The organism is Paenibacillus amylolyticus, assembly GCF_036894225.1.
Taxonomy (GTDB): Bacteria; Bacillota; Bacilli; order Paenibacillales; family Paenibacillaceae; genus Paenibacillus; species Paenibacillus amylolyticus.
The window spans coordinates 2,662,180-2,676,118 of the sequence record NZ_CP145892.1; the positions used below are offsets into that span (position 1 = coordinate 2,662,180).

The window sequence follows — 13,939 nt, forward strand, 5'->3', positions numbered from 1 at the left end:
GGACAACAGGTACCCCGGAAATGAGGATACAGGGATGGCGCACAAGGTTCTTTCAACAATTGAAGAAATTAAAATCTACTCCGATCCGTATCGGATACAGATCATGAATATGTTTAACAAGCAGGGCAGACCATCCACTGTCAAAGAGATCGCCGACCAGATGGGTGAGGTGCCAGCCAAAGTTCACTATCATGTAAAAAAGCTGGAGAAAATCGGTCTGTTGACCATCGTTTCCACGCGTGAGATTAATGGGATTATCGCCAAATATTATGAACCATTCACCGGAGAGATCCATCTCCGTCACGAAGATGAAGACAAGGAAAACTCTCCATTGAAACAGGTGTTTCGGTCCGAGACGCTCAAATTATTAAATGAAATGTTCGAACAGAGTCGTCAGCGATTCATGCATCAGGCGGAAAACGAAGATCGGATGTTTCTCTCGGACATCACGCTGTATGCAACCCGTGAGGAAGTAGAGCAGCTGTATAAAAACATCATAAAACTCTGTGAACCCTATACTACAAAAGAGAATCGACAAGGGGAACATGAGGTCTTTCAGTTATTCTCTGCTCTCTCTAAACCTATAGTGAAAATACCTGCTTCTAAGACAGATGCAAAAGAGAAAAAGAAAGCTACGTCCAGTAAGGGTAAAGCAACTCCGAAAACGTCTCGATCTGTGTCTAAGCGGCAGGAATCTGCATCATCTGGTAGTGAGTCGGAAGAATAAATGGATGGAATACATGGGTTTAGCGTTATCGCAGGAAGCAAGTAACGGCAAATGTGAGAGACTGCTATGGAGAAAACTAGAAAAAGCCGCCCAATGGCGGCTTTTTAATGCGTGATAAGGAAGGCTAATGGTGGAGCGGTCTATGGAATCAATCAATTTTGACGCTTAACGTTTCGGTTCATAACAAAGTTACATGTTCTCATCGTAGCCCTTCACATCACGTTTAGCTGCGGTTGCGGGGGAGTTGGATGTACCATATTCTTCGACCGCTTCCCAGGCATCTGCGTTGTCGAACTTGCCGGCCCGCTGCTGTCTTCCTTCTCCAGCACCACTCGGAGGCATGGTCATTACCTCTTCTTCAACGGGCCGATCGTTGCTGATCTCCCGGTTAGGCGTGTCGTCAATACAGTAAGCGGTATAAGGGATAGCCTCAAGTCGTTCGAAGGGAATATCTTCTCCGCACGTTACACAGGTTCCATATGTACCTTGCTCCATACGTTCCAATGCGTCGTTCACTTGATTGAATTCGTCTGTTAATGTATCGTCAATCGCCAGATCACGGCTACGTTCAAATGTTTCCGTACCGGCATCTGCCGGATGATTATCATAGGAGGACAGCTCACCGGTTGAATCTTTCAGCGACTCGACTGGAGCACCGTCTTCCATGCTGGATTCAAAATGACGCTGCAAGTTTTCACGTTGCTCCAAAAGGGCGTTTTTCAGTATTTGATGTTGATCTTTAGTTAATGTACTCATAAGGACATGCTCCTTTCCCGTTGTGGGGTGTAGTGTGTCTTTACCCGAATTGGAAGAAAAGCAATCATTTTCGTGAGGAATAGGGCTGTATCGTTTTATATCTGACGGATTATGTGTTATAAAAAATAGAGAGAGAAATTGCCGTGTGTTCTTCCCAGGAACTAGAACTACGGCTTGGCTTATAATGGAGGTTGTCAATATGGATGAACATATGAAACGAAGATTGGATAAACAAAGACAATTGTTCAAACAATTGGGTGTGCAGCTAGATGCGTTATCGATACATGAAAAACAATTTAATTATAAACTTCGTGGTTATGATCCGGATGAGGTAGATGCTTATCTTGATCTGGTCATCAAAGATTACGAACGTTTCTATGCCAATATTGCAGATCTGATGGACAAATGGCAAGAACAGCAGTTAACGATCCGCGATCTTAAGTCGTCCGCAAAACCGGTGGAAGATCCGACCAAGATTGATCGCAAACAACTGGATGATATTGTGAAACAACTGGAATACAGTGTGCGACAGCTCAAGATCAGAGCACGTCCCGAAAAGGATCTGTTCTCTGAATAAGGTCGGCATGTCCTGGATTATATTAAATAAAGGTGGTTAATCATGAGTACTCATTTTTCGGTCAGTGTGCATTGTTTGTTGTTATTGTCACTCAGCGCGCCTGAACGAATCACGTCTGCACATATTGCAGGTAGCGTGAATACCAACCCTGTCGTCGTCAGACGTATTCTGGGCGGGCTGAAAAAGGCAGGATTGGTGAATTCCTCTCCTGGAACAAGAGGTTTCTACTTAGCGAAGCCATCAAGTGAAATCACATTAGCCATGATCTATCAGGCTGCCAAGGACGAAGGTCCATTGTTCCCGATTCACGGCAATTGTAACCCGGATTGTGAGGTAGGCTTGCATATAGACGGCTTGCTGACTAATCTGTATCAGGTTGCCGAGGCGAAGGTGGAGCAGTTCTTTGCATCCATTACACTCGAAGATATGGAACGTTCCTGTACTCAGATGCAAGCTGTTCCATCACAGACAGAATAGATTGCAACAAGACTTAAAGTGCATGTTCATAAAGGCTTAAAGGAAAGGTGGGTTGTTATATGAAAATTGTAGTCATCTCTGACACGCATTGTTCACGTAAATCACGGAAGTTACCGACTAGGCTCTTGGATGTATTGCCGAGTGCCGATCTCATTCTTCATGCCGGTGACTGGTCGGATTGGAGTGTGTACCCATTGCTTAGTGAGTATGCACCAGTTGAAGGGGTAGCGGGTAATACAGACCCGTCCGAAATCGCTGAAAAACTGGGATATTCCCGTATTGTTGAAGTGGAAGGACTTCGTCTGGGGCTAGTGCACGGTCATCTGGGATCAAAGGGTACGGAGCAGAATGCAATTCATACCTTTGCAGGCCAGCATGTGGATGCTGTGATCTACGGACACTCACATATCCCGGTGATGCATACCGTGGACAACACACTGGTATTTAATCCGGGGTCGCCTACGGATCGGCGTTTTCAGAAACAATACTCATTTGGCATCATGACAATAGATCAGGGGAAAATACAGGCTGAACATGTGTTCTTTGATCGGGATTAGAGAGATAAGCGCTGGTTGCAAGTTGGACGAGTACAAGAGCTAGAACCAGAACCAGCTACTGAAGTGGCGACTTGATAACTGAGAGGGAACCTTCTCCTTAAATTTCATCTTATATATATGATTATTGTACAAGGCATCTTTGAGCAGAATTCAAATCTGTTCCAGGGATGTCTTTTTTGATTTCTGATCACATCATTCTCTTGGAAGTTATCTCTGAATGGGGAATGTGCTCTGTTCGTTATCTGTCATTCATCTGTTGGCGTTTTCCCCTATGGTGACGTTCAGTGGAGTGATACAATGCCTTTACGACATGAAATGAATACGTTTACATAAGGAGATGGATCATGATGAAACTGTCTGTATTCACGGTGGCTACCCCTGATCTGAATGCAGAAGAACTGGCATCGGCTGCGGCAGCAGCGGGAATTGATGGAATTGAGTGGAGATTCCGTGGAATTCCTGAAGATGCTATATCTGAAGAGCCTTCTTACTGGAGAAATAATCGATGCTCGGTAGATCCGAGCCGCTGGGAGGAACAGGTTCCTGTTTTTCGTGAAGCAGCGTTAGGGAAAGGTAGAAAATCGATCGCACTTGTACCGTATCTGAACTGTGAAGATCTGTCTGCCACCAAGCAAGCGTTTCAGGCTGCGGCTGGTTTAGGAGCATCTATGATGCGTGTGGGTGTTCCTGGATATGATCGCAAGACCAGTTATCCTGAGTTGTATCGTAAAGCCGTTGATTACCTGAGTGAAGTACAAGATCTGGCCAAACAGTACAACATCAAGGCGATTGTAGAGACACATCACCAGACGATTGCACCGACGGCATCGCTGGCCTATCGACTTGTGCAATCGCTCGACCCGCAGCATGTTGGTGTATTGTACGATCCAGGCAATATGGTGCATGAAGGATATGAGAATCATCGGATGGGACTTGAGTTGCTGGGGCCTTATCTGGCTCATGTACATGTAAAAAATGCCGGGTGGTTTGAACCAGAAGGGAAAGATTCACAAAAGGCTAATGTGACTGAGAAGAGCAGCGGAGTGGCTCTGAATACAGCCTGGAAATGTCACTGGACGCCGCTGACTGAAGGCATGGTGGATTGGGTACAGATGGTGCGGGATCTTCGTGCCGTCGGGTATGACGGATATTACGGAATAGAGGACTTTAGTGGTGCCTTGGAATCCAAGGCGATGTTACAGCATTTTGCAGACGTTTTCGCCGAAATTGAGCGTCGTGTGGACGAGGAGGAGCAGTCATGAGTATCGTACGAGTAGCGGTGATTGGTATTGGAAACATGGGAGCAGCACATGCCAGAACGTTGGTGGCTGGAGAAGTACCCGGTGCAGAACTGGTTGCCGTATGTGATGTAAGAAGAGAGATGGAGAGCTGGGTATCCAGTCATCTTCCGGCAACGGTAACCTATTGGCAGGATGCTGAGCAGATGATGGCTTCGGGTACGATTGATGCAGTCATTATTGCAACGCCGCATTATGATCATCCGGAACAAGCCATTCAGGCTTTCCAGCATGGCTTGCATGTCATGATCGAGAAGCCGGCCGGTGTATATACGAAACAGGTACGCAAGATGAATGAAGCGGCCGCAGCCAGCGGTAAAGTCTTTTCCATGATGTACAACCAGCGGACCAATCCACTCTATATTAAACTGAGAGACTTGATTGCTTCAGGGGAACTGGGAGAGGTACGGCGTACCAACTGGATTATTACGAACTGGTATCGATCCCAAAGTTACTATGATTCCGGCGGCTGGCGGGCAACATGGGCAGGTGAAGGGGGCGGTGTACTGATTAACCAGGACCCGCATCAACTGGATCTGTGGCAGTGGACCATCGGCATGATGCCGGTGCGAATGCGTGCTTTCTGTTCGTTTGGCAAGTATCGGAACATTGAAGTGGAAGATGATGTAACAGCTTATGTGGAGTATGAAAATGGAGCAACGGGTGTCTTCGTAACGACTACTGGAGAAGCACCGGGTACCAATCGATTCGAGGTCAACGGAGACCGGGGTAAAATCGTGATCGAAGATGGAAAACTTACGTTCTGGCGACTTCGGGAATCTGAACCTGAATTCAATCAGCGGTTTACCGGAGGTTTTGGACAGCCCGAATGTTGGAAATGTGAGGTTCCGATTACAGGTGTGGAAACGGGGCACCCTGGCCTGATTCGCAACTGGGTTGACTCGATTCGTACAGGCGCACCACTCATTGCTCCCGGTGAAGATGGTATACACGGATTGACGTTATCCAATGCGATGCTGCTGTCCACTTGGACGGATAACTGGGTGGATCTGCCGATTGATGAGGATCTGTTCTATGAGCATCTGCAGGAACGCATTGCTGGATCAACGACGAAGAAAGACAAGGCATTCAGTGGCAGTCAACCTGCTGATTTGAGTCAGACGTTTAAATGAAGACGATTTTATATAAAACGAGTTCATTGTAATCAACATTTTATAATAAGGATGGGATGACATGGCTAAAGATGGAATGTTCTATGCACCAAAAAGTGTTACAAAAGAGGTCGTATGTGGTCCGGGTGAGTTCACGATTGCTGCAGTTGCGCTGGATCATGGACACATCTACGGCATGGTTGGTGCATTGTTGGAGGCTGGAGCTACTCTCAAATGGGTGTATGATCCGGACCCGGCGAAGGTAGAGGCATTTCGGAAACAGTTCCCACAGGCTCAAGTTGCTGGATCTGAAGCCGAAGTGCTTGCGGATGATGAGGTGTTATTGGTGGCAAGTGCAGCGATCACTTCAGATCGTGCACCGCTTGGCATGAGAGTTCTGGCCGCAGGCAAGGATTATTTTACAGACAAAGCCCCGTTTACCACGCTGGAGCAATTAAAGCTTGCACGAGAAGAAGTGAAGCGAACAGGCAAAAAGTATATGGTGTATTACAGTGAACGACTGCATGTAGAAAGTGCGATTTATGCGGGGCAGCTTATCGAACAAGGGGCAATCGGCAAAGTAGTGCAAGTTATGGGCACAGGCCCGCATCGCTTAAATGCCGGAGGAAGACCCGACTGGTTCTTCAAGCATGAGCAGTATGGTGGCATTCTCTGTGATATCGGGAGTCACCAGATCGAACAATTCCTGACGTTTGCATCATGTTCGGACGCTGAGGTAAGGTTCAGTCGTGTGCATAACTTCAATCACCCGCAGTTCCCGGAATTGGAGGACTTCGGCGAAGCATCCCTGATCGGTGACAACGGAGCGTCCGGTTACTTCCGAGTGGACTGGTTCACACCGGATGGTCTGGGTACATGGGGCGATGGGCGTACAGTTATTCTGGGAACGGACGGTTATATCGAGCTGCGGAAGTATATCGACATCGCCAGGGAACCTGAGGGGGATCAGTTGTATCTGGTCAATCATGAAGGGGAGTACCGCTACAATGTAAAAGGCAAGGTTGGTTATCCTTTCTTTGGTCAACTCATTCGCGATTGTCTGGACCGGACCGAGACCGCTATGACACAGGAACATGCATTCAAAGCGGCAGAACTCTGCCTGATTGCACAGCATAAAGCGATGAGTGAGCGCGTGGTGTGGAGCAGCGGAGCGAAGTAAATGTTAGGTGAAGGAGCGCAAGGGGAGAAAAGTTTGATCACTGAAGGTTATCGGCATTCTTCTATTGTTCAGTGAGGAAAGAGCAGCCCGGGTGTAAACTGCATCCTACGTGTTAGTTATGGCTAACATATAGGACAGTTTACTCGGGCTGCTTTTTTGAGTACGTTTGTGACTTCGCAGATGGATTATTATGGGTTATATTATATGTAGTTCGGATGATGTTTGAAAAGAGAGGTATTTACGAAGTTCGTAGATATGATGTTAACTGAAATCTCCGAAACCAACGTAAAACTTCTTTAATATTGTTGTTATTGTTAATGAATTAGTTCAAGAATTAATAATTTAGTGCAAGTGAATAAGATTATTAATTTATTCAGAGAGGAAAATTACTGTGGAGATATTACAAGATGAAAAAATGATAATTAGAATTGGAGAGACTTTATTGCCTGTTTTGCTAACAAACTTAATTCGTTCTGGCGAGCTCGATATGGATAAGATTGACGATTCTGAGTATAGAACAGAAATAATAGAAAAAGGCATAGCATTAGTAGCTGAACTTCAAATTCAGATGCTCAATTATAGCGAATTTATTGAAGCTACCGAATCCGAAATAAAGTCAAAGAGATTTAAAAGTGCATTTATCATGGCAGGAACTTGTATAGAACATATCCTTAATCATTTTTATCGCGAGGTACTTTCCGTAAAGCAAGGGCTCGAAGCAGATGAAATTACAAAAGCTATCACTGGACTAAAGATTCCAGACAAAATAGGATGGTTTTTTAAAATGACAACGGGTGAAACGCTATCAGATAAAATGATTAATCAAATACGAGAGATAATAAGTATTAGGAATAAAATAGTGCACTATCAAGCGCTTCCAGATGATATTAATTTTACTGGAGGAAGTAGTCATAAATTAGAGGTTATTATAAATGGATTTAATTTCAACGAACTAGTACCTTTTCTGAATGAATTTGACTCTACTCTGGAAGGAATATTAAATAAGGTGATTCCGGAAATTGGTATTGGTAACGAAGTATTTGAAAAGTATTTTAAGAAGAATAAAACTCAGAATTAAAACCTAAGAAAACTAAAAAAATGTTTGAAAACCTTTATTAGAAATTTTGTGGGCAATTCAGGAAGTCGGAGACATCAGTTAACATAATATTCACGCTGCGGCTACTGTGGTGCCTTGGTCTACTCGATGGATTTCGAAGAAGAATTTCAGCAGACAACCACTTCGGGGTTCATGAACACAAGAACGTTATCCGAAAAAACTTAAATACTTATTAATAACAAAAGTGAAGCGAAAGCTATATCAGCTTGGATTAGGAGCAGAAGATTATGATGTGGATTGAAATGTCAACAGACGAAACACATGGAGGAAAAGGATGGGGATTTTCTCAATGTCTATGGTCTCCAGCATATAAGATCGTTAAGAACTCTAGAAGACCTTGGCCGTATTGGAATAGCTTGATACGTGTTAAAGAGGGAGACGTTATTTTACATCTTAAAGGTAATGCAGAGCCTGGATTTGTAGGATATTCTATTGCTGAAGCTGATGGCTTTGTTACAGATCTCAGACCGCCTAATCCCGGAAGCCAATGGGATTATGCAGAAAAGTTTAACAGAGTAAATTTAAAAGACTTTGAATTATTTACTAAAAAAATTTTGCTCAGTAAATTATTCAGTCAAAAGGAAAGTCAGCTTAGATACTATTTCAATATAAATAAAATCAAGAAAGGCAATGAAAAAAAACTTTTGTTTTATGTAGTTCAAAACGATAGTTTACGTAGGCAGAATGGAGCTTATTTGTCAGAGTTAGATAGGATATTAAGTGATATTCTATTTGATGAAATTACAAGCTATACAAACGTTAAAGAAACTAATATCAGAAAACAGGTAAAAGCATATGAAAGTCAATCAAGTTTAGCAATTCGAATCGGACAAAATGAATTTTCGAAAAATGTTAAAGAAAACTTTCACAATAAATGTTGCTTTCCTAGTTGCGAAATTAGCGATAAAAACTTTTTGATAGGGTCACATATAGCACGATGGTCGGACAGACCGGAATTAAGAGGAGAAATAGATAACGGTTTGTGTCTTTGTTTAATGCACGATAAAGCTTTTGAAATGGGCTTATTTACTTTAGATAGTGATTTGCTAGTATCAATAAATACTGAGCGCTTAGCCAATTATGGTAATCCAATAAATCGAATAAAAGAATTTAATGGTTATCCTATCAAGCAAGCGCAAACATGCGTTAACACTGATTATTTAGAACATCACTGGACAAGAATTGGTTTTAGACCTTGAACAAAGAAGTATAGCTGTTTCAAAGAAGCCTGTTTCTTCGGATAACATAATATTCACGCTGCGAGAATTCGCTCTTGGTCCGGCTTTCGCCGGACACCCGACATACGTCGGGTCGTGAATACAGGAACGTTATACGCAACCACCCAGGAGTAATTGTATGCGGATCAAGGAAGGGGATAAATTGAATGATATTGAATTTGGAACTAGCGGATATTTTAGAAAAATCTGAAATTAATTATATGGTTGATCGAATGACTGCAATTAGAGAACGAGAAGGAAACCCTGAGGGAATTGAAATAAAACGATTCGGGGAGAGCACGGCGTTTTATAGTAAAACCATGCCATGGGGTCTTTTTAATAATGTAAAGGGGAGGATTTCTGATGATGTCATTGAAGATATCCTAGACTTTTATAATGAGCGGGAAAGGAATTTTGAGATTCAAGTCATCCCGGGTAATATAAATCAAGAAGTTATGAAAAAACTCCATAATAAAGGCTTTTATCAATCAGGATTTCATACAACGCTTTTTTGTGAACCTGGAAATCTAAATTCGTTTGATCATCATAAACTGGAAATTCGTGAACTACTCGAAGATGAGTTCGATACATATGCAGAAATTCATTGTTTAGGTACAGGATTATCTCTTGATGGGAAAGAAGACGTAGCTGCAAATAACCGAGTACTGTTTTCCCGTCCTGGATGGCACTATTATTTGGGTTTGGATCAGGGCTATCCAGTTGCAGTAGCTGTAATGTATATAGAGAACAATGTTGCTTCATTAACATTTGCGACAACACTACCTGAATATCGAAATAAAGGATTTCAAACAAATTTATTACTTAGACGAATTCATGATACCTACAACAATTGTAATCTCGTTGTGAGTCAGTGCTCATTTGGCTCGCAAAGCCATCGGAATATGGAAAGAGTGGGTATGAGAATTGGATATACCCGGGCAACATGGACAAGGAATTAATTGTGAGGGGGAATTTAGGCTGGCATCGCCTAACATAATATTCAGGCAGCGGCCCTTCGGAGCCTTGGTCTGCGGGGTGGATTTCGAAGAGGCTTTTCAGCAGACAACCCCTTCGGGTTTCATGAATACTGAAACGTTATTTGACATAAAACTATTACATTTTAGGAGAAAATAATGAATATCACTTTCTCGAAATGGGTGCAATATTATCGAAGAAATAATCAAAACCTCAAATATATTCATTGGGATGACAACTATAAATTAACAACTAATGAAAGAGAAATAATCATTAAGTCAATTCAACAGTTTCAATTAGGAGAAAACTCTGAAGGTAAATATCTAATTAAACGTGCGCAAGAATATGTACATCAGACGCAAGATCAGGATTACTATGAAGCGCTTATAGAATTCATTAAAGAAGAACAGAGGCACGCTAGAGATCTAGGCAGATTTATGAAGGTACAGGGAATCCCACTCCTTCGTAGACATTGGGTGGACAATGTATTTAGAAGATTACGTCGATATGCGAGTTTAGAACAATCAGTCATTGTTCTATTAACTGCTGAGATTATTGCTAAGTTGTACTATAAAGCCTTGCAAAAATCTACAAAGTCAGAAGTATTAATCGATTTATGTAATCAGATTTTAAGTGATGAGGAGAAACATGTTCAGTTTCAATCTGAAACACTTCATAAATTTGCTCAAAATAGAAGCGTTCTCTTTAACAGAATAGTTCATATCCTTCGTAGAATCCTTTTTGAAGGAACGCTAATTATAGTGTGGTATCAACATAAGCCAGTATTTAAAGCTGGGGGATATAAACTCAAAAGTTATTACTATGAATGCCGTCATGAGTTTAACTTAACGAAGAAGATTATAGCTAATTCACAGTAGAGGTTTACGTCAGATAACATTATATCCAAGCTTTGGGTCCTGACGCTCCCTCGGTCAGCCCGAAGGGAATTGGCAGGGAAGTGGAATCTGGCGGACACATCCGCACCGACTAACCGCATCGCGGCCGTCTTTTGACGGAGCCTTAATTCGGTGGGACGTCGTGAATACAGAACTTTATAGGTGATCAGCGTAAAAACAGTATAACAATTCATTATTTTATTTTGAATAGGAGTGAAATCATGCTGGAAGCGGTTATTTTCGATATGGATGGTACACTATTTCAAACAAACAAAATCTTAGAGTTATCGTTAGAAGAAACATTTACTATCTTGAGGTCTCTAAATGAATGGTCGAGTGAGACTCCAACTCAAAAATATCGTGAAATAATGGGTGTTCCTCTACCAGTAGTTTGGGAAACGTTATTGCCGAACCATTCAAATGAAATCAGACGAATTGTGGACGATATCTTCCTAGAGAAGCTAATTGCAAATATTAATAATGGCAATGGCGCCCTATATCCGCATGTCAAAGAAATTTTTAATTACTTGAAACATGAAGGCTATTTCATTTTTATTGCAAGTAATGGACTAAACGAATACCTTAATGCCATCGTTAACTGCTACAAATTAGATAAGTGGGTGGCAGAAACTTATAGCATCCAACAAATAGGAACTCAAAATAAGGATGACTTAGTCGGTCATATTCTTAAAAAACATCACATCAGCAATGCAACTGTAGTTGGGGACAGGATTTCTGATTTCAATGCCGCAAAAAACAATGGGTTGAAGGCTATTGGTTGTCGATTTGATTTTGCTCAAGAAGGGGAGCTTGCACAAGCGAATTTTATTATTGACGACTTACTTGAATTAAAAAATATATTTAAACATCAAAGAAAATAGAATGCTTTTGTAATTATATCGAAGAAGACGCTGAAATCCTATAACACCATATTTAAGCTGCGGTTACCCCTTGGTCACAATGATGTTTTTGGCAGGGGAGTTGATTCATGTGACAACTTGCTGCGCAAGTTCGTGAATACAGAACGTTATACGCAACCCCTTAAGAATGTTAAACCATGCAACCAATTAATAACAGATCATAAATATAGGTGAAAGAATACATTTACAAGGTAGCAGTTGAAAACCAGGATGAACGGAATATTAGAAGGTGTACCATATAACAATAAATTTCCACATCGTTAGTTATGCTCCTTGGTCATCAAGAGGGATACCAGAGAAGCGGGTTCATAATAAAGTGCAAACTAAAGAATATTTTTTATTATGCGAAAGAGAGGATCAAATGAATTATCATTTTGGTTTTTCATGGAAGGGTCTGATAATCTTTTTATTGCCAATGATACCAAATATATTTTATTTTTTAATTCCTTCGTCAGATATATCAGGAAACCATGCAAATAGCCATTTGATTTTAGATGTTTTGGAGCACGGAAGTCAGGCGATATTTTTCTTTCTTCTGATATTTGTTGTAAGAAAACAAGCATCTGAAGTGCGATGTCCTTATATAATTGGTATGGCAATAATGTTGATTTTTTATTATGGGCTATGGATATTGTATTTTACAGGCAACGCAAACTCGATTATTTTTTTGGGGATGGCCGTTCTCCCGGTAGTATATTTTATATTAGCTGAGATTTGGCTTCAAAATTATTTGGCTATTATACCAACAGTACTTTTTGGTATTGTGCATGTCATTAATACATATTTGTCTATTGCGAATTAAAGGGAAGACAACAATTCTCTTAAATTTTGATTGTGCGTTCAGCATGTATTCTATATCAAGGATTAAGTCCTGAATGGTAAGGTTAGAAGTAAGCCATAGCTTAAGGCAGGGGTGTCCAACGTGAGCAGGAATCTGATTGAAGCCATCGGCAAATCTCCTGTCCGAGGAACACGAGCCTCTTATAAGGCTAGCGTTCATTGGATGAAGTTACTACACAAACCAAAGTTGATACTGCTGAAGGCGTACGAGAGTAAATGAGGGGATCTTTCCTATGCGGAAACGGATTTGATAGGAGCAAAAGATAGAATCCAAAAGATAAAACACGTAAAGACATATTAAATACATAAAACACACAAGACATATAAGGATGTGGAATCGAAGAAAAAGGGGCAGCGTATAACAATGCATTTTTGCTTCGTCGCTGACGCTCCTCGGTCTTCAAGAGGGATTTCGGACACATCCAACCAGCTAAGTGGCAAAGCCATCCGGACCTCCGGTCCTTAATCCGTTTGGACGTCAGAAATGCGCAACGTTATACGCAATACCCTAAAATTAAGAAGAAACTAAAGAACAATAAAAGAAGAAACATAATAAAACTTAATTGAAGGTGATAATTATGAAAGAATGGGACTACAGTAAGCCTTGGTTTCATGGCTCGCCATTATTTCTAAATGAATTACTAGTCGGAAGCACAATAACCCAAGATCGAGAGTTAGCAAGAATCTTTTCGCAGAAACCATCTATTGTTTCTTTTGATGAGAATGGCGCAAGATTTCATAATGGTAAGTTATGTGGATACATTTACATAATTGATGAGGAAATTATAAGTGAGGATGTATATCCACATCCAGCAACTACCATGAAACCTGGTGAAGAATGGCTCATAAAAAGAGGATTAAAAGTTCGAAAGATAGATGAAACAAAAACAAGAGCGGAAGAACAACTTTCAGAGGAAGAGGAGGTAGAATTATTGGAAAAGCTAAATAACAGATAGCCCATAGCTTAGTCACAGAAGAGGGCACTGCGTATAACAATATATTCACGCCTCGGGCCATTCGGCCCTGGGTCAGGCAGGGGAATTGGGAGCAGCCGGACAACCCTGCACTAGCTAAGTCCGTCAGACCCGGCTGTAGCCCTTAAGCCAGTGAGGGTTCGTGAATACAAGAACGTTATCTGTAAGATTGAAAAATGATTAAAACTGTAAAAAGAAAAAGTATATATTATCTAATTATAGAGTTAATTCAATTGCAACGTTCTGTTGCTAGAGGGGGAAGTGATCAAGATGCTAATTTTGATCCTGCTTATAATTATTGTTATGGGAGTAGCAA

At 41.5% G+C, this 13,939-nt stretch carries 15 protein-coding genes; 14 read left to right on the top strand and 1 reads right to left on the bottom strand.

The annotated features are described in order from the left end of the window. Positions 1-34 precede the first annotated feature (34 nt). Entirely contained in the window at positions 35-727 is a 693-nt protein-coding gene (locus V6668_RS12065) for an ArsR/SmtB family transcription factor (protein ID WP_076326798.1), read from the top strand. A gap of 189 nt (positions 728-916) precedes the next feature. On the opposite strand, the gene V6668_RS12070 is transcribed toward V6668_RS12065, so the two are convergent. Further along, positions 917-1,483 carry a TraR/DksA C4-type zinc finger protein gene (locus V6668_RS12070; protein WP_036609176.1) on the bottom strand — a complete coding sequence of 189 codons (567 nt, stop codon included), beginning with the start codon at positions 1,481-1,483 and terminating at the stop codon, positions 917-919. Positions 1,484-1,682: 199 nt separating this feature from the next. Here V6668_RS12070 and V6668_RS12075 point away from each other — a divergent pair, with 199 nt between their 5' ends. The 13 genes from V6668_RS12075 (at position 1,683) to V6668_RS12135 (ending at position 13,605) form a co-directional block, all read left to right on the top strand. Then, complete coding sequence (locus V6668_RS12075; RefSeq protein ID WP_017689054.1) at positions 1,683-2,060, top strand: DivIVA domain-containing protein; 378 nt, start codon at positions 1,683-1,685, stop codon at positions 2,058-2,060. Positions 2,061-2,102: 42 nt separating this feature from the next. Then, entirely contained in the window at positions 2,103-2,537 is a 435-nt protein-coding gene (locus V6668_RS12080; protein ID WP_076208829.1) for an Rrf2 family transcriptional regulator, read from the top strand. 59 nt (positions 2,538-2,596) lie between these two features. Further along, the gene (locus tag V6668_RS12085; RefSeq protein ID WP_221825166.1) at positions 2,597-3,094 is read left to right on the top strand and encodes a metallophosphoesterase family protein; all 498 of its coding nucleotides are present in this window, start codon (positions 2,597-2,599) and stop codon (positions 3,092-3,094) included. Between the two features lie 347 nt (positions 3,095-3,441). Continuing rightward, positions 3,442-4,356, top strand: a complete 915-nt coding sequence (locus V6668_RS12090; RefSeq protein WP_338708929.1) for a sugar phosphate isomerase/epimerase family protein — start codon at positions 3,442-3,444, stop codon at positions 4,354-4,356. Then, positions 4,353-5,525: a Gfo/Idh/MocA family oxidoreductase gene (locus tag V6668_RS12095; RefSeq protein ID WP_338708520.1), complete on the top strand. Its 1,173-nt coding sequence runs from the start codon at positions 4,353-4,355 to the stop codon at positions 5,523-5,525. The genes V6668_RS12090 and V6668_RS12095 overlap by 4 nt, the downstream gene beginning before the upstream one ends. A 61-nt stretch (positions 5,526-5,586) precedes the next feature. Continuing rightward, positions 5,587-6,684, top strand: a complete 1,098-nt coding sequence (locus V6668_RS12100) for a Gfo/Idh/MocA family oxidoreductase (RefSeq protein ID WP_338708521.1) — start codon at positions 5,587-5,589, stop codon at positions 6,682-6,684. A 391-nt stretch (positions 6,685-7,075) separates the two neighbouring features. Then, entirely contained in the window at positions 7,076-7,762 is a 687-nt protein-coding gene (locus V6668_RS12105) for a hypothetical protein (protein WP_338708522.1), read from the top strand. Between the two features lie 266 nt (positions 7,763-8,028). After that, positions 8,029-9,000, top strand: a complete 972-nt coding sequence (locus V6668_RS12110; RefSeq protein ID WP_338708523.1) for an HNH endonuclease — start codon at positions 8,029-8,031, stop codon at positions 8,998-9,000. A gap of 185 nt (positions 9,001-9,185) precedes the next feature. Beyond that, complete coding sequence (locus V6668_RS12115; RefSeq protein ID WP_338708524.1) at positions 9,186-9,977, top strand: GNAT family N-acetyltransferase; 792 nt, start codon at positions 9,186-9,188, stop codon at positions 9,975-9,977. A 174-nt stretch (positions 9,978-10,151) separates the two neighbouring features. After that, entirely contained in the window at positions 10,152-10,871 is a 720-nt protein-coding gene (locus tag V6668_RS12120) for a ferritin-like domain-containing protein (RefSeq protein WP_051449699.1), read from the top strand. Positions 10,872-11,110: 239 nt separating this feature from the next. After that, entirely contained in the window at positions 11,111-11,770 is a 660-nt protein-coding gene (locus V6668_RS12125; protein ID WP_338708525.1) for an HAD hydrolase-like protein, read from the top strand. A 355-nt stretch (positions 11,771-12,125) separates the two neighbouring features. Then, a complete protein-coding gene (locus V6668_RS12130; protein WP_338708526.1) occupies positions 12,126-12,611 on the top strand; it encodes a hypothetical protein in 486 nt (161 codons plus the stop codon). Positions 12,612-13,227: 616 nt separating this feature from the next. Further along, on the top strand, positions 13,228-13,605 hold the full coding sequence (locus tag V6668_RS12135) for a hypothetical protein (protein ID WP_338708527.1): 378 nt from the start codon (positions 13,228-13,230) through the stop codon (positions 13,603-13,605). Positions 13,606-13,939 lie beyond the last annotated feature (334 nt).